Source organism: Thermotoga sp. 2812B (assembly GCF_000789335.1).
GTDB classification, from domain to species: Bacteria; Thermotogota; Thermotogae; order Thermotogales; family Thermotogaceae; genus Thermotoga; species Thermotoga maritima.
This window is the reverse complement of the sequence record NZ_CP003408.1, coordinates 442,334-458,798: the sequence shown is the minus strand read 5'-3', so window position 1 is coordinate 458,798 and position 16,465 is coordinate 442,334. Positions and strand designations below refer to the sequence as shown.

The window sequence follows — 16,465 nt, the reverse complement described above, 5'->3', positions numbered from 1 at the left end:
CAGGATTATCCTTCCAGTCTGGAAAGTATCTCCTCCATCTCTTTGTCGTCCATTTCAAAGTTCGAATACACTTCCTGCACGTCGTCCATATCTTCCAGTGCGTTGAGGAATTCGAGGACTTTTTCGGCATCTTTACCCGTGACTTTCACCGTGTTTTTCGGAATGAATGTTACCTTCGCTTCCACTTCGTAACCGGCTTCTTCCAGCTTGCTCTTCACTTCTGAAAGATTCTCAGGTGCTGTGATTATCTGTATCGGATCTTCTGCGTCTTTTATGTCTTCCGCTCCCGCGTCTATAGCAATCATCATGAGCTCTTCCAGGTCTTTCACCTTGTCTCTCGAGATTTCGATAACTCCTTTTCTCTCGAATATCCAGCTCACCGAACCGCTTTCTGCAAGACTGCCACCGTATTTGTTGAACAGATGCCTGAGTTCCTGAGCAGTTCTGTTCTTGTTGTCTGTGAGCGCTCTGATGTACACAGCGACTCCTCCGGGTGCGTACCCTTCGTAGATCACTTCCTGGTAGTCTACACCTTCGAGTTCTCCCGTTCCTCTTTTTATGGCTCTTTCAATGTTTTCTTTGGGCATGTTTTCCGCCCTTGCTCTTTCAACTGCTGCTCTCAATCGCGGGTTTGTTTCTATGTTTCCTCCTCCTTCCCTTGCTGCAACGATGATTTCTCTGATCAGTTTTGTGAAGATCTTGGATTTCTTCGCATCCTGGGCCATCTTCCTGTGTTTAATATTGGCCCACTTGTTGTGACCTGACATCATTCCACCTCCTGCTGTCCTTTATATTTTAACACCACAATTGTCATATCATCGTGCTGCTGGGCATCTCCCATAAACGATTTAACTCTTTTTCTCAGTGCCTCCAGCAATTCAGCGGGTGTTTCACCTTTAAATTCCCTTAGAATCTTTTCGAGCCTTTCGTATCCGAATTCCTCACCCGCTTCGTTTCTTGCTTCTGTCAATCCATCAGAGTAGGATATCACGAATGTATCGGGTTTCAGGTGAATGGTGTGTTTTTTGTATTCCCACTCCGTTATACCAATTGGGATCGCGGAAGCTTCGATCTTGACTAGCTCTCCCTTATGCAAGAAATAAACTGGATTGTGGCCTGCGTTTATAAGATTCAAAGTTCCATCTGGAGATATCTCTATAAAAGCCATCGTTACAAAGCGATCGTTTGTCATGTCTTCACAGAGAATGGTGTTCAGCCTGTTCACAAGCTTTTCCAGATCGGGACACGTGGTGACCAGTACTTTCAGATAACTCCTCACAGCGCTCATGAGCAGAGCCGCCGGTACACTCTTTCCTGCCACATCACCCACGACTGTGAGAAATCTTTTCTCCTGTGACACGAAGAAATCGTAATAGTCTCCACCAACTTGAACAGCGGGTTGAGAGCAGGCATCTGCTTCTACGAAACCAATCTCTGGAATTTTCCGGGGAAGAAGATTTGTCTGTATCTGTCTTGCTATGTTCAATTGTTCTTCCAGTCTTTCTCGCTCTATCTCCTTTTTGAGAAAATCCAATCTGTCGAGAGCACTCGCTATGTATCTTGCCGTCATCTCAGCTATTTTCCTGTCGCCGGCGGTGAAAACCCCTCCGTCTTCTTTTCCAACGAAACACACATATCCGTAGTATTTGTTCCCTTTTATCGGTACAAACAGAAGATTTGAAAATTTCTCAGATTTCCCGGGTTCTATCAGAACAGTCTTTTCTGGATTTCCTATTTCTGGTTCTATTTCTTCTCTGTTCAGATCCCCGACTGTCAGTTCACTTTCAAGATGAACGAGATAGCTTTCGAATTTTATCACGTTCCTGAGGAGTCGAATAACCTTTTCCAGTTTGTCCTGCAAGCTCAAAGGAAATTCAAATGTTCCGAAAATCTCCGAGATTTCAAGCAGAGTTGATATTTCTTCGTACGAGCGCGAGAGTTCTTCGATCTGAGCTTCCATGAACATGGCCTGCTCTTCTAAGCTTTTTCGATATTCGTTTATCTCGTACTCCAGGATCTTCAGAAGATCATCTATTCCCTTCGAACAGTCGTGTTCAAGATTCAAGATTTCAGCGATTCTTTCGCAAATTTCCCTTTCATTCATTTAATAGATGCTTCACCTCCTCGATGAACTGGGAGGGACTGAACGGCTTTCTCATGACCTTTCTGGCACCCAGGGAAAGTGCCAGAGATTCGTCTTCTTCACCACCCTTTGCCGTGAGGACTATCACCGGAATTCTTTTCCATTCTTCTTTTTCCTGAAGCTTCTTCAACACGGTGAATCCATCCATCACGGGCATCATTATGTCGAGAACTATCAGGTCTGGTGTAAACTCCGAAAGCTTTTCCAGGGCTATCTGCCCGTTTTCCGCTTCTATCACTTCGTAACCTTCTTTTTTCAGATTGAAAGAAACGATTTTTCTCAGAACCGCCGAGTCATCAACGAGAAGAACTTTTTTAGACACGCGTACCCCTCCTTTCGAGGAGAGAAGAAAGAGGACCGTGTTCGGTCATGGCTTCTTCACATATGGGTAAGAAAAAAGTTCCTTCTTCTGCAAGGAGTAACGGGTTTATCAGTTTCTCCCTCTTTTGAGTATACCTGAAGATGTGATACTTTTTTCCACTCGATATTTCAAAATCAAGAAGACTCTCTTTGAACGAAACTTTTTTGTTCTTTTTCAAAATAGTCTTCTCCAGATCCACAGGTTTTTCTGAGATCACTAAGAAACGATACGAGTTGACCAGTTCGTTGATGTTTCCATCGAAGATCCATGCACTTTCTAAAGCGAAATCCTTTGGGAGAATGCTTTTCAGGGTTTCTATGTGTTTTTCTGAGATGTTTTTCACAAAGAGTTCCACGTAGAAAGCGAGGTTCACCACACCCACCGGCATGGCGTCGAGGAAACTCATCTTCGGTTTTGGATGGAAACCTTCCGTGAAAACGATCGAAAAATCTGCTCTCCTTATGGATCTTTCCACGAGTTTTATGGACTCAAGTGTTGAGAGAAATCTCCTCATTCCTTTTTTCTTGAATCTGAGAACGATCTTCATTTTGTCACTTCCTTCGGATAGCGGTAAATCAAGAGGAATGCTATACCAATGAATATCGGAAGGTAATAGGTGGAAATCCTCCAGATGAGAATGGAGGCGAGTGTTTTTTCGGAAGAATTCAAAATCTTGGAAAAAACGATCTGATAAACCGCTTCCACTCCTCCACTCGCTCCAGGAGTGGGTATGTAAAACACGACCAAACTCAAGAAATAGAAGAGGCCTGTGACATCAAGGAAACCTATTTTTCCGGATGTGAGCCAGATGGCAAGGTAGAGAACAAAAGATTGAACAAGCAGGGAAATGAAAGTGAGAGGAAAATCAAAAAACATAAAGCCGCTTTTCCAGAGTACTTGAACACTTTCCTTCAATTTTTCTGTCCATTCGAGAAATCTGGTATCCCAGTCTTCTGCTTTGGTGATCTTTTTGATGAGTCGATCTATCCATCTTATTCTTTTGAAAGCGTTAAAAAGACGTGCGATGAGGGGAGGATTTATCAGCGCAGACATCAAAACAGCAATGAACGATACGCTGATGAGGTACGCGAGAAGTATCAACTTTGAAGTCAAAAGTGCGTTCGAGAAGAGAAAGTTTCTGTATCTCACAAGGCCCAGAATCGAAAGAACAGTAACGGAGATCAGGTATTCTACAAATCTGGAAAGAATCACGTTCACATTGTGTTCAGATTTGAAACCCATTTTTGAGAGGTGATACGTCTGGAAAAACTGTCCTCCAAAATAGAAAGGGGTGAGCATGCTGAAGACAAAACTCATGTAATTGTTGAAGAAGGCATCGTACAGTGGAAACTTCTCTTTCCACACAAATGAGTAGAGCCATTTCATCCTGAGAGAGTCTATGACGATAGAAAAAACAAATGTTCCGCAGAGAAGGAACATGTAAAGGAGAGATTTCAAATGAAAATATCTGGAAAATTCAGCGGGATCCACTTCCCTGAAAATAAAAACAACGGCGAGAAATCCAAAAGCCAGTGCCAGAATTATGTTGATCCACTCTTTTTTACTCAGATTTTTACAACCTCCTCAGAGAGGATTCAAGAGATGCAAGCAGATCTTCAACGGTTTCCATCCAGTCTTCGACCTGGGCGACTCCGTACTCGAGCATCGGCTGTTTTGTCCAGTCCAATCTCAGGAACTTTCTCTTCAACCTTTTGAGGAGTCTTTCCGCGCCTTCTTTCGATGTTCCGGGAAGAACGATCATTATTTCGTTTCTCTTCAGGAAATCGAATCTATCAGAAGACCTCAAAAGTTCTCGAAGGAGTTCATAGACACGTCTTGCCGTACCGTCATCTTCGAAGAAGAGATAGATAACAGAAAGTGGAAATCCGTATCGCTTTGATTTTTCGAATTCGTCTTCGAGATAGCTGAGGATACCAAATGGGAATATCAGGTACACCTTCATCATTTCGAATTTTCTTCTCAGCAAAAAGTCCGGAAGGCGTGGATCGATCACGTCCAGCACACCTTCCGGAACCTTCTCAGGTACGTTCTTTGAAACCAGAATCACCCACCGACCCTGTTTTTTCAAATCGTCGGTGATGATCACATCCGCCGATTCATTTATGAAAAAACCTGCCTCTTGAACGATACTGGCTATTCGTTCACGGAGTTTTTCATCTTCCAGATCAATCTTCACTTTCATTTCACCATCTCCAGGAAGTATCTGTGCAGTCTCAAATCGTCGGTGAGTTCTGGGTGAAACGTGCACGCGAGTATATTTCCTTCTTTCACTAGAACAGGATCATAGTCGTAAGTTGCCAGAATTTCCACATTCTTTCCTGTTTCAACGATCCTCGGAGCCCTTATGAAAATGGCTCTGAACGGATCTTTTCCTACAGCGGGTATCTCTACAAACGTCTCAAAACTTTCGACCTGTCTTCCGTAGGCATTTCTTTCAACGGTTATGTCCAAAACTCCTAGTTTTTCCTGAGAGTAGTTTTTGATGCGCTTTGCGAGAAGGATCACACCGGCACACGTTGCAAAGACGGGAAGGCCGTTGTTTATTCTTTCCACCAACTTTTCATCCATATCCATCTCTTTGAGAATTCTTATCATGGTGGTCGATTCTCCACCGGGCAGAATGAGGCCATCCACCATGTCCAGCTGCTCTGGAAGTTTCACTATCAGGGTCTCAACTCCGAGTTTATGGAGAGCTTCCACGTGTTCTCTGACGTCTCCCTGAACACCCAGAACGCCTATCTTCATTCTTTACCACCCTCTCTCCTGCATTCTCACTTCGAGTTCTTCGACATCGAGCCCTCTCATCGGCTCTCCTATGTCTTCGGAGATCTTGAGGAGTATCCTTGGATTGTCCCAGTAGGTAACGGCCAGCACCATGGCTTTCGCCATCTTTCTCGGATCCTTGGACTTGAAGATACCGGATCCCACGAACACTCCATCTGCTCCGAGCATCATCATGAGAGCCGCATCCGCAGGAGTTGCCACACCACCCGCTGCGAAGTTCACAACGGGAAGTCTTCCAAGTCTCTTGACCTCTCTGAGAAGCTCGACGGGAGCTCCTATTTCTTTTCCGTAAGCGACGAGTTCTTCGTCTTCCATCTTCGTCACCTGTTTTATCTGTTCCATCACCCTTCTCATGTGCTTCACTGCTTCTACAACGTTTCCCGTTCCGGCTTCTCCCTTCGTTCTGATCATGGCTGCACCTTCCGCTATTCTTCTGAGAGCTTCCCCGAGATCCCTTGCACCGCAGACAAAGGGCACTTTGAATTCGTGTTTGTTGATGTGGAACCTGTCGTCAGCTGGTGTGAGGACTTCGGATTCGTCGATGAAGTCAACTCCGAGTTCCTCCAGTATCTTTGCTTCGGCTATGTGACCGATTCTCACCTTCGCCATCACAGGGATGGATACTGCTTCCATGATTTCCCTGATCTTTGCGATGCTTGCCATTCTGGCGACTCCACCCTCTTTTCTGATATCGGCTGGAACTCTTTCAAGGGCCATTACCGCAACGGCTCCCGCTTCTTCTGCGATCTTGGCCTGTTCAGCAGAGGTGACGTCCATGATGACGCCGCCTTTGAACATCTCCGCAAAACCCTTCTTTATGATCCAGGTACCCTTTTTGATTTCCATCGCGTTCACCTCCTCACTCTTCCTCCCAGTAGCGTTTCCCCACTTTTTTCAATCTGGGATTTTCTATCTTGTATCTTCCCACCTTTGCACAGTGTCTTCCATTGACTTCAACGATGTCTGCTGTGATGTCTACCTTCTCCCTCAGCAGGCGAGAACCGACACCATAAGCGTCTGCCGGCACTCCCAATCTTTCGAATAGATCTATCTTCTTCTCGTCGAATCCTCCGGAGACGACTATCTTCAGATCCCTGAGTCCCACCTTGTCGAACTCCTGACGAGCTCTCCAGACGAGTTCCGGACACACTCCAAAGGAGGATTCGTCTTTTGGGACCACAGATTTATCTCTCAGGTTCCCGGAGGTGTCGAACCTCACACCCCATATCTTGTTCTTTCCAGGACCTATGATCGGTGAAGGATCTGTCACTCCGAGTTTGAACGGCTTTTTCATCACGTACTCGTAGAACTTTTCGATGACCCTGAAGGTTGTTCCTATCACATCGTTGTCCCAGTCCACAAGAACGATCCTGTTCACATCTTCTTCCATGTGTCTGTCAAAAGCGATGGCAGCGTCCTCGGTCTTCCCGTCGTAGCAGGCTATCAGAGCATGGGGCATCGTTCCCATGGATTTGACACCCCAGTAATCCGCGTTCGCGTCTGTAGAAACTCCAAAGGCCCCCGCTTTGAGAGCTGCGTAGCCGTCCGTTGCCTGGACCCAGTAGTGATCGAAACGGGCACTGAAAAAGAGCACGGGTTTTCCTCTCGCTGCCTTCACCACTTTCTTGACGGCCGTTGCCGTGCTGGTGGCTCTTGCGATCACACCAAGAAGAACCGTTTCGAGATACCCGAAATAGGTGGGATCTCCCTCTATTGTCATTATCGGCTCTCCTTCTTTCGCTTCCTCGCCGTCGTAAAGGGCGTGTACTTCTATTTCATCCCATTTGTCTACCCAAAGATCGTTCAGTTTCAATCTGAGGTCCCACTTTTTCTGTGTGAGCTCCAGAATCTTCTGAACGTCCATTTCAACCGAGGCAGCCTGCATTTCTTTGTCTAATTTCAAGATCTCTTCGAAGAGCTCTCTCGCTTTTTCCTCGTCTTTGTAGTATCCCGTGCAAAACTTCAGAATGGCGAGGGCCTCATCAATTCCGCAGATTACGGCGTCTTTTCTTGGAAAGAACTGATAGTACACCCGTGGGTGGCGGCTGTCTCTTTTCAGGACCTTCACGTAGTTTATGAAGTATATGTCCGAGTAGTAACCGTTTCTGATGCGGTCGATGGGAACCTTGAAGACCTCGGGGCTGAGTCTTTTCACATTGATCACCTCAAATGAATTCTGCTCCTAAAATTTCTTTCATTTCCCTCAGCGCAAAGCGGTGAAGCTCTTCATCGTAAGAAGCGACGCCTTCAGTGATTATTTTAACAGGGATATCCCTGTTTCTCAACTCTTCAACGGTGAAGAGCACACAGATGTGTGTTACAACTCCACAAACGTAAATTTCGTCTATTTCGTTGTCTCTGATTATCTTTTCAAGATTCGTGTTGTAGAAGGCACTGTATCGGTTTTTCTTCACAGAGAAATGATTTGGATAATCTTTCAAAGCTTTCTCGAGTTTTTCAGTGAGTCTTGCACCATCAGTGTTTGCAACGCAGTGTTTTGGCCAGATGTTGAATTCTCTGTCTTCAGGATCGTGCCAATCCTGTGTGGTGATGATGGGAAGGTTTTCCTTTTTGAACTCTTCAACCCACTTCAAAATGGGATTGATCACCTTTTCTGCTCCTTCGAAGTAAAGAGCACCGCCTTCGTCAACGAAATCCCTCTGGAGGTCCACTACAAGAAGGGCTCTCACGTTTTCACCCCCTAAAAAGAAAAGCCCCGTACGGGGCTGGCGGAGGCGGTGGGACTCGAACCCACACGGGCCTTCCGGCCCACCGGTTTTCAAGACCGGCTCCTTAGCCAGTTCGGACACGCCTCCAGTTTTAAATTATACAACAAAACAAAACCCCCGGCAAGTGCCGGGGGTTGATTTGTGGTAGTGTGGATTAGAATGCAACGGAAGCTTTCAGGTACAGGTACCAGGTGAAGTAGTCATGAATTGCATTGTTGAACAGAGTTCCGAAGAAGAATCCTGTTGTGAGAGGTCCGTAGACGTAGCTGGTGTCGACGTTGTAACCCAGTTCGTTGGTGGCAACTTTGTATTGTGCAGCTGCTTTAACTGTGAGGTTCTCGACAGCTGTGACTGTAAGATCTGCATCGATCGTAACGTCGGTAGCAGCTGCTACAGCGTCACCCCAAGAAGCACTCACATTCGCACTTGCAATATCAGAAGCATAAGCAAGTGCAAGAGTTACAGGCAGACTGAAGGAGTTGGCGGCAAGATCATAGGTCGGTGTCAGTTCTGCACTGAATGTAAGTTCATCAGTGACACCGGCTTCTGCTTTCAGTCCAGCTTTTATGTACTTCTTGTTCCAATCTACGCCATCAGAGGTTTTGTAATACTTCGGAGCTCCTTCAGAGTAGACAAAGTGTGGAGACACAGTCAAAGTTACAGGTTCCATTTCAAAGGATTTGCTGTACTGTGCTTCTACCAGGTACATGCTGGTTGCTTCGTAGGCGTAGGCAAGATCGACCACGAGATTTTCAAGGATGTCTTTTCCGGTGAGGTTCAGGTGAGCAGCATAGCCATAGGCGCTTGTAGCATTGTTCGTATCGGTATCATAGAACGCACCAAAGAGTGTCGCGTCGAGGAGATCAAGGTTCGTCACACCGAGTTTCAGAGCAACAGCGTCGTCGAAGTAATTGTTCGTGTCGTTGGTGGCGTTGTCAAGGTCAACTTCAGAAACGATGTCTGCGAAGTAGGCGGTCAGAGAAATTCCTTCAAGACCAAGTTTCGGTGTGAATTCTACGTAATCTCCACCAACACCATAGAAAATGTAATTGTCAACGTTAGCTGCTCCAACATAGTAAGTGAGATCGAACAGATCTGTTGTGACAGCTATCTTGCTGAGAGAAGCGGTTGTTCCAAGGACGTTGATGGAAAATTCTGCTGTAATGGTAGCAGGTGCTGTTACACTGCCAGAGCTCGGAGAAATGGACACAGACAAATCACTAATACCACCTTCGAGGTCGATGCCTTCTTCATCGAGGTACGCGTTGAAGTAACCAGTTCCGGAGACATTGACTTTAACGACGTCTTCGTAGGCAAACGCTGCTGTGACTAAAAGACCCAGTACCAGGAAAAGAGCGAGCAACTTCTTCATAACATCTTACCTCCCCTCAGAATAAATTTTGGTTTTATTTACCACTGATTGCGATCAGAATGAGACCGAGAATTCCAAAGAACGCACCTGTGAGGATGCTGAGATTCCTGTTGTAAGCCTTCACGCTTTCGATTTTGTCCTCGAGTTCCGCCTTCACCTGATCGATCTTTTCGTTAGTCTCGTTGTACTTCATGTTGAGGTCTTCTTCGAGAGACGACGTTTTTCCGTAGAGGTTGACGATATCCTGTTCATGAAGATCAACCGTCTTCTGTATCTCCGCGTCCTTTTCCTTGAGAGCGGAAATTTCATCGTTCAATTTGCTTTCTGTGTCGAGGAGTTTTGTGTAGACCATGTTCAACGTTTTCTCCTGTGACTCTATTTTAGCAGAAAGTTCGGCCTTCGTGTCAAGTATTTTTTTGTTGAGATCTTCGTTGAGTGCAGCGACTTTGTTGTAGAGGTTTATGATGTCTTTTTCGTGAAGTTCGACCATTGCGGAGATTTCTTCATCTTTCCTGGAGAGTTTCTCTTCTGTCGCGACTATCTTTTTGTTGAGTTCCTCGTTAACGGAACTGATCTTGTTGTAAATGTTTATGATGTCTTTCTCGTGTAGATTGACTATTCCTTCGAGATCGGCGATCTTGTTTCCAAGGTCCTTTTCAAGGGCTGCGAGTTTTTCGTTCACTTCAGAGATCTTTGCGTCCACATTCTCCTTGTATCTTTCGTAGTCTCTGGAGAGATTTCCAAGTTTGAGCCCGATGTTGTTCACAACTTCTCTGTTGAGCGAGATCTCTTTGTCGAACTCCATCTCGATCTCTTCTTTCACAGAATCGATCTTCTCAAGCAGTTCTCTTTCGGTTTCTGTGAGATTGGCCTGAGTGGTACCTATCTGAGATGCAAGAGTGTCCAGTATGCCGGTGAGACCGTTAACCTTCTCCTCGAGGGCCATGTACTTGTCGGAGAGATTTCCAACAACCTGTGCCAGATCACCTGAAGCACCTGCAAGCATCTTCTGTTCGATGAAATCGAGGAGCCTGCTCACCGCAGTCGCTGCTTCGTATCTGGTGATGTACCTGTCCCCTTTGAACTCGCCGTCCGGATAACCTATGAAGATACCCCTCTGCCACAGCTTCCAGACGTACTCGTAAGCCCAGTGATCTTTTGGAACATCAGGGAAGAACGCGAACATCGCTGAGAAGAAAACGGACAGCATTGCAACGGTAAGAAGAACTCTCTTCATGGGACAAACCTCCCTTCTCATTGATCACAGTTAAATCCTGTGGTGATTATACCATCCCGTCCAAAGGAAATTCAAGAGTTTTCTAAAGTTTTTTTGTCTCTCCACCTGATATTCTGTAGAACTTCCTCTTTCCAACTCTCAAAACTCGCTCTCCATCAGGTTCTACAGTGAATTTTATGTCCTCTATCCTCTCTCCGTCGATGTACACTCCACCTTGAGAAACGAGTCTTTTAGCCTCACTTTTGCTGGATGCAGCTCCTATCTCCACGAGGAGATCCACGATGTTCTTCTCCTGAGAAATCTCAACGACCGGCATCTCGTCAGGAATTTCTTTCTTTTGAAAGACCTTCACGAATTGTTCCTGGGCCTTCTTTGCGTTTTCCTCTCCGTGGAAGAAACGAGTTATTTCGTACGCGAGAACCATCTTTACGTCTCGTGGATTGATCGTTTTTTCCTTCATCTTTTTCTCGTACTCTTCGATCTGTTCTTCTGGGATGTCCGTGAGAAGGCGCATGTATTTTATGATGAGTTCGTCAGGTATGGACATGAGTTTGCCGTACATCTCCTCGGGCGGATCGTTGAAAGCGATGTAGTTTCCGTAGCTTTTGCTCATCTTCAATTTTCCATCCGTTCCTTCGATGATCGGCATCGTCATGACGATCTGAGGCTCCTGACCGTATTCTTCCTGTATCTTCCTTCCCACAAGGAGGTTGAAAAGCTGATCCGTTCCGCCGAGTTCCACATCTGCCTGGATGGCAACGGAATCGTAGGCCTGTGCGAGCGGATACAGAAACTCTGATATGGCAATGGGAATGCCTTCTTTGAATCTCTTTGCGAAATCGTCTCTCTCGAGCATCCTCGCAACCGTGTACTTTGAAGCCAGAACGATCACATCTGCGAAGGTCATCCTGTCGAGCCATTCACCGTTGAAGCGAAGTTCCGTTCTTTCTGGATCCAGTATCTTGAAGGCCTGTTCCTGATAGGTCTTTGCGTTCTCCAGAACCTCTTCTTTGGTCAGCATAGGACGCGTTTCGTTCCTTCCAGAGGGATCACCAATGCGTGCGGTGAAGTCTCCTATGATCAGAACGACCGTGTGACCGAGATCCTGAAATTCTCTCAACTTCCTCAAAACGACCGCATGACCCAGATGCAAATCGGGCCTTGAGGGATCCACACCGAGTTTCACGCGGAGTTTTCCCTTTCTTTTTATTCTGTCGAGGAGTTCTTCTTCGCTTATGAGGTCAACAACGTTTCTTTTGAGAATTTTCACCTGTTCTTCCGGCGTCATCCCATCACCTCGTTAGAACGAAAGCTGTTACTACGCAGGAAACGAAAAAGAGTACAGACAGGACAAGAGTGATCTTCCCACCGGTGTCGAGGCCTTTTCTTCTTCCAAAAACGGTGTGAAGTCCTCCACTTCCGAAAGCACCACCAAGCTCTGAGAATTTCGACATCTGCACCTGGACCATGTAGATGAGAGCCACGCTTATGATGGTGTGAACGATTAGGAAAAACGTCTTCATCACTACACCTCCCTGGGCATTATAACACGTTCTTCAAGAATCTTCCGGTGTAAGAGTGAGGATTCTTTGCTATTTCCTCTGGTGTTCCCGTTGCAACTATGTAGCCACCTTCTTTTCCACCTTCAGGACCGAGATCTATGATGTGGTCTGCGTTTTTTATGACATCGAGATTGTGTTCTATCACGATTACGGTGTTTCCTCTATCTACCAGCCTGTGGAGCACTTCCACGAGTTTCCTCACGTCTTCAAAGTGAAGTCCAACAGTTGGCTCGTCGAGTATGTAGAGGGTTCTCCCTGTGTCCCTTTTTCTCAATTCAGACGCAAGCTTTATTCTCTGCGCCTCACCCCCGGAGAGGGTGGTGGCCGGTTGCCCGAGTTTCACGTATCCCAAGCCCACATCGTGCAAGACCTGAAGCGTTCTCTTTATAGAGGGTATGTTCTTGAAGAACTCCAGCGCTTCATCCACCGTCATATCGAGTATATCAGAAATGTTCTTTCCTTTGTAGGTTATCTCGAGTGTTTCTCTGTTGTATCTCTTTCCCTTACAAACATCGCACTCCACGTACACATCGGGAAGGAAGAGCATCTCTATCTTCACGTAACCCTGACCCTGACAGGCTTCGCACCTTCCTCCCTTCAGATTGAAGCTGAACCTGCTCTTGTTGTAACCACGTGCCTTAGCAGCGGGGGTCATGGCAAAGAGGCTTCTTATTTCGTCGAACACCTTGGTGTAGGTGGCTGGGTTGCTCCTCGGTGTTCTTCCAATGGGAGATTGATCTATCGCGATCACCTTGTCGATGTTCTCGTGGCCTTCGATTGAATCGAATTCTCCAGTGGGAAGTTTGGTTTTGTGAAGGAGATTCATCAGCACTGGGTAGAGCGTTTCCATGACGAGGGAAGATTTTCCGGATCCCGACACTCCCGTGACACAGACGAAGACACCGAGGGGAATCTCAACGTCTATGTTTTTCAGATTGTTGTGACGAACGCCTTTGATCTTCAAAGACGCGTAAGGAAGCCGCCTCGTTTTGTTTACTGTGATCTTTCTTTTCCCCGAGAGGTATTCACCCGTCAGAGAGCTGTCTGGATTTTTCAAAAGTTCATCCACAGTGCCCTGGAAGACGACCCGACCGCCGTTCGTTCCTCCACCTGGTCCGATGTCTATAATGTGGTCAGCGTTCCTGATCACTTCTTCGTCATGTTCCACCACTATCACCGTGTTTCCAAGATCCCTGAGCTTTTTGAGGGTCTTTATCAGTCGCTCTGTGTCCCTCGGGTGGAGTCCAATAGTCGGTTCATCCAGCACGTAGATGACTCCTGTGAGACCCGAACCTATCTGCGTTGCGAGCCTTATTCTCTGAGATTCTCCTCCAGAGAGTGTGGTGGCGGATCTGGAGAGAGTGAGATATTCTAGTCCAACGTCCACGAGGAATTCGAGCCTTTTTTCTATTTCCTTCAGGAGTTCTCCCACGATTTCCCGCTCTCTTTCGGTGAGATTCAGATTTTTCAAAAATTCGAGTTCTTCTGAGATAGAAAGCTCGGTGAACTCGTGTATGTTCAAACCGTTTATCTTCACAGAGAGGGCTTCCCTGTTCAATCTTCTCCCACCGCAGACGGAGCAGGTTCTCTGTACAATGAAGTTCTTTTCCAGCCACTCCTTCATCTCGGGAGATTCCGTTTCTCTATGCCACCTCTGGACTTTTGGAACCACTCCTTCGAAACGGTCATCTCCGTACAAGATGAACTCTTTCACATCTTCGGGCAGATCTTTGAAGGGAAGGCGAGGGGAAGCGCCTCGCTTTTCTATCTCCCTTGCGACCCATCTCGAGAGCCTTCTGTCCCATCTGTACGGAATGATCGCACCCTCGAGAACGCTCTTCTCTTCGTCTATCACGAGGGATGGATCCACCTCAAATGTGAAGCCGAGGCCGTGACAGTTCGGACACGCACCGTACGGACTGTTGAAAGAAAACAGCTTTGGTGTGATCTCTGGAAACCCGATACCACACACCGGGCACATGAGGTTTTCGCTGAAGATTTTGCTCTCTCCGGTGTCGACGTTTCTGATCTCGACGAATCCTTTTCCTTCCCTCATTGCAAGCTCGAGGCTGTCCAGTATCCTGTGTTCGTTTCTGGTTTCAAGGATCAACCTATCGACCACCAGTTTCACAGTGTGTCGTTTGTTCTTGTCGAGTTCTGGCACTTCCTCGAGTCTGTAAATCTCGCCGTCTATTTCTATTCTCGCGAATCCTTTGGAAATGAACTCTTCGATCTCTTTTTTGAATGTTCCTTTCTTCTCCGTCGCAACTGGTGCGAGTATGTAGATTCGACTCCCTTCTTTGAAAGAATTGAACAAATCCTGAAGGATCTCATCGATGCTCTTTTTCTCGAGAGGCCTTCCGCACTCAGGGCAGTGGGCTTTTCCTATCCTCGCGTAGAGCACCCTCAGGTAATCGTAAATTTCCGTCACCGTTCCAACGGTTGATCTGGGATTGTGAGAGACGGTTTTCTGATCTATGGCTATGGCGGGGGAAAGCCCTTCTATTTCGTCAACATCAGGTTTTTTCAGGTTGCCGAGGAACTGTCTCGCATACGTAGAAAGTGACTCCAGATATCTTCTCTGTCCTTCGGCGTATATCGTGTCCATGGCGAGTGAAGACTTTCCCGATCCCGAAACTCCCGTTATGACAACAAGCCTATTCTTTGGAATCCTCACGGTTATGTTTTTCAGATTGTGAACTCTTGCTCCTTTCACCACGATTTCGTTCACAGGATCACCCCCAAAACGAGGGCGCCGAGGATCAGAGTCAGCACCAGTGGGAGGAACACCTTCTTTAGAATGTCGAACACCTCTACCTCGAAGAATTTCGCAGACAGCACTACACACAGATGAACCGGAGACAGTATGACACCACCCACAGCGAACATGTAGGTGTACACGGCGTACTTGCTGCTGAACACCTCCATCAAAACGGGAAGAGAAATACCAACGGCTGCCTGCGTGATACCTGTGGAGATTCCCGACACGAGAGGTAAAAAGATGAGGAGAATCCAGGGAGACAGATTCCATCTGACGAATTCTGACGCGATGCCTTCACCCACACCGGAGTGTTCAACTGCGACCTTGTAGATGTAAACAAGAAAGAGGACGAGAAAAACATCCCACTTATTGAAAACCTGCTTCAGAGTCTTTAGAAGGTATCTTCTCCTGAATACGGCGTAACCCGATGTGCTCAAAAGAAGTGCGAACCATCCTGGAACTTTGAAAAGAAGTATGAGAACACCCGTTCCCAGAACAGGTATCAGTGGAAGAAGATTGAAAAACGATCTGGGTTTAGAGAGACGAGGAAGTTGCTTCCCATTGAAAAAAAACCATCCCAGAAGAAAGGCTGTGGCAAACACAGGAAAGAGAGTCAGAGATACCTTTCCCGGATGGATTCCGGAGAGTTCAGAGACGAGCACCACAGCTGGATATATGGGCCAGAAGAATTCTATCGTGTGTCTGAACCAGTAGTTTTTGACGGCGAGTTTCAGCGGATTCTCTTCGGGAAGTGAGTTCTTCACTATGGGAGCTGTGAAGAGAGCTCCACCGGGCATCGGCATGAGACCTATGAGAGCGGGGACGAACGAATCCACGTTCTTTGAAAAGATAGTTCGCATTTCCTCGGAAAAGCGGCTGTAATCACCCGATTTTTCCATCATCCCTGAAAGAAGGTATATCAGAAAAACCGTCACTATGAGTGACCAGAAGGAATCTGAAGAGACTGTCCAGAAAAAGATTTCCAGAATGTTCCCCACCTTGAGAGAGAGAATCATCACGATGACACCGGAGAGCAGAGAAATGGAAAGTTTTTTAAAAACTCTCTGCACAACAACGACTGTGAAGAGGGATAACAACACCGACAGAGTGTTCAAGGCTCTTCTACCTCCACGACATAAAGAAAAAGAAGAAGGGGAGATTTCCCCTTCTCTTTTGTCTGGAGCGGGCGACGGGATTCGAACCCGCGACCCCCAGCTTGGCAAGCTGGTGCTCTACCACTGAGCTACACCCGCCTGCTCTATCCTGGTGCGAGAGGTGGGACTTGAACCCACACGGGCTTCAGCCCACTGGATTCTAAGTCCAGCGCGTCTGCCAATTCCGCCACTCTCGCACCACTGGTGACCCGGGTGGGATTCGAACCCACGACCCCCTGATTAAAAGTCAGGTGCTCTGCCTGCTGAGCTACCGGGTCGCCGGTACAAATGATATCACAGACTGGAGAGGATTTCAAGAGGTGAGTTGAGACTGCGAACGG

16 protein-coding genes and 4 tRNA genes are annotated in these 16,465 nt (G+C 46.8%); all 20 read right to left on the bottom strand.

The genetic code is table 11. From position 1 onward, the window contains the following. Positions 1–5 precede the first annotated feature (5 nt). The 20 genes from T2812B_RS02400 to T2812B_RS02305 all read right to left on the bottom strand — a co-directional run bounded on the left by T2812B_RS02400 (position 6) and on the right by T2812B_RS02305 (position 16,402). On the bottom strand, positions 6–767 hold the full coding sequence (locus T2812B_RS02400) for a YebC/PmpR family DNA-binding transcriptional regulator (RefSeq protein WP_004081500.1): 762 nt from the start codon (positions 765–767) through the stop codon (positions 6–8). Continuing rightward, the gene (locus T2812B_RS02395; RefSeq protein WP_008192110.1) at positions 767–2,104 is read right to left on the bottom strand and encodes a PP2C family protein-serine/threonine phosphatase; all 1,338 of its coding nucleotides are present in this window, start codon (positions 2,102–2,104) and stop codon (positions 767–769) included. The genes T2812B_RS02400 and T2812B_RS02395 overlap by 1 nt, the downstream gene beginning before the upstream one ends. Further along, on the bottom strand, positions 2,097–2,465 hold the full coding sequence (locus T2812B_RS02390; RefSeq protein ID WP_004081498.1) for a response regulator: 369 nt from the start codon (positions 2,463–2,465) through the stop codon (positions 2,097–2,099). The genes T2812B_RS02395 and T2812B_RS02390 overlap by 8 nt, the downstream gene beginning before the upstream one ends. Continuing rightward, complete coding sequence (locus T2812B_RS02385) at positions 2,458–3,051, bottom strand: TIGR03936 family radical SAM-associated protein (protein WP_004081497.1); 594 nt, start codon at positions 3,049–3,051, stop codon at positions 2,458–2,460. Before T2812B_RS02385 ends, T2812B_RS02390 begins: the two co-directional genes overlap by 8 nt. Continuing rightward, positions 3,048–4,037: a YbhN family protein gene (locus T2812B_RS02380; protein ID WP_081501862.1), complete on the bottom strand. Its 990-nt coding sequence runs from the start codon at positions 4,035–4,037 to the stop codon at positions 3,048–3,050. The genes T2812B_RS02385 and T2812B_RS02380 overlap by 4 nt, the downstream gene beginning before the upstream one ends. 40 nt (positions 4,038–4,077) lie before the next feature. Beyond that, entirely contained in the window at positions 4,078–4,707 is a 630-nt protein-coding gene (locus T2812B_RS02375) for a hypothetical protein (protein WP_008192112.1), read from the bottom strand. Beyond that, positions 4,704–5,270, bottom strand: coding sequence for a pyridoxal 5'-phosphate synthase glutaminase subunit PdxT (gene pdxT, locus T2812B_RS02370; protein WP_004081494.1), 567 nt, complete (start codon positions 5,268–5,270; stop codon positions 4,704–4,706). The genes T2812B_RS02375 and pdxT overlap by 4 nt, the downstream gene beginning before the upstream one ends. Positions 5,271–5,273: 3 nt before the next feature. Continuing rightward, on the bottom strand, positions 5,274–6,155 hold the full coding sequence (gene pdxS, locus T2812B_RS02365) for a pyridoxal 5'-phosphate synthase lyase subunit PdxS (RefSeq protein ID WP_004081493.1): 882 nt from the start codon (positions 6,153–6,155) through the stop codon (positions 5,274–5,276). A gap of 13 nt (positions 6,156–6,168) precedes the next feature. Beyond that, the gene (locus T2812B_RS02360) at positions 6,169–7,464 is read right to left on the bottom strand and encodes a hypothetical protein (RefSeq protein WP_004081492.1); all 1,296 of its coding nucleotides are present in this window, start codon (positions 7,462–7,464) and stop codon (positions 6,169–6,171) included. A gap of 10 nt (positions 7,465–7,474) precedes the next feature. Next, the gene (locus T2812B_RS02355) at positions 7,475–7,999 is read right to left on the bottom strand and encodes a cysteine hydrolase family protein (RefSeq protein WP_008192125.1); all 525 of its coding nucleotides are present in this window, start codon (positions 7,997–7,999) and stop codon (positions 7,475–7,477) included. A gap of 37 nt (positions 8,000–8,036) precedes the next feature. Further along, a tRNA-Ser gene (locus T2812B_RS02350) sits at positions 8,037–8,125 on the bottom strand. A gap of 67 nt (positions 8,126–8,192) precedes the next feature. Beyond that, positions 8,193–9,410 carry a hypothetical protein gene (locus tag T2812B_RS02345; RefSeq protein ID WP_008192126.1) on the bottom strand — a complete coding sequence of 406 codons (1,218 nt, stop codon included), beginning with the start codon at positions 9,408–9,410 and terminating at the stop codon, positions 8,193–8,195. A 34-nt stretch (positions 9,411–9,444) separates the two neighbouring features. Next, a complete protein-coding gene (locus tag T2812B_RS02340) occupies positions 9,445–10,647 on the bottom strand; it encodes an S-layer homology domain-containing protein (protein WP_008192129.1) in 1,203 nt (400 codons plus the stop codon). Positions 10,648–10,729: 82 nt separating this feature from the next. Then, a complete protein-coding gene (gene tyrS / locus T2812B_RS02335) occupies positions 10,730–11,935 on the bottom strand; it encodes a tyrosine--tRNA ligase (protein ID WP_008192136.1) in 1,206 nt (401 codons plus the stop codon). Between the two features lie 4 nt (positions 11,936–11,939). After that, the gene (secG, locus tag T2812B_RS02330; RefSeq protein WP_004081487.1) at positions 11,940–12,170 is read right to left on the bottom strand and encodes a preprotein translocase subunit SecG; all 231 of its coding nucleotides are present in this window, start codon (positions 12,168–12,170) and stop codon (positions 11,940–11,942) included. A 19-nt stretch (positions 12,171–12,189) separates the two neighbouring features. Further along, positions 12,190–14,940 (bottom strand): excinuclease ABC subunit UvrA, encoded by a 2,751-nt coding sequence (uvrA, locus tag T2812B_RS02325; protein ID WP_008192140.1) that lies wholly within the window; start codon positions 14,938–14,940, stop codon positions 12,190–12,192. Beyond that, a complete protein-coding gene (locus tag T2812B_RS02320; protein ID WP_008192142.1) occupies positions 14,937–16,085 on the bottom strand; it encodes a TIGR00529 family membrane protein in 1,149 nt (382 codons plus the stop codon). Before T2812B_RS02320 ends, uvrA begins: the two co-directional genes overlap by 4 nt. Positions 16,086–16,148: 63 nt before the next feature. Continuing rightward, positions 16,149–16,223 (bottom strand) — tRNA-Gly (locus T2812B_RS02315). Positions 16,224–16,234: 11 nt separating this feature from the next. Further along, a tRNA-Leu gene (locus tag T2812B_RS02310) sits at positions 16,235–16,321 on the bottom strand. Positions 16,322–16,326: 5 nt separating this feature from the next. Further along, a tRNA-Lys gene (locus T2812B_RS02305) sits at positions 16,327–16,402 on the bottom strand. Positions 16,403–16,465: the final 63 nt, after the last annotated feature.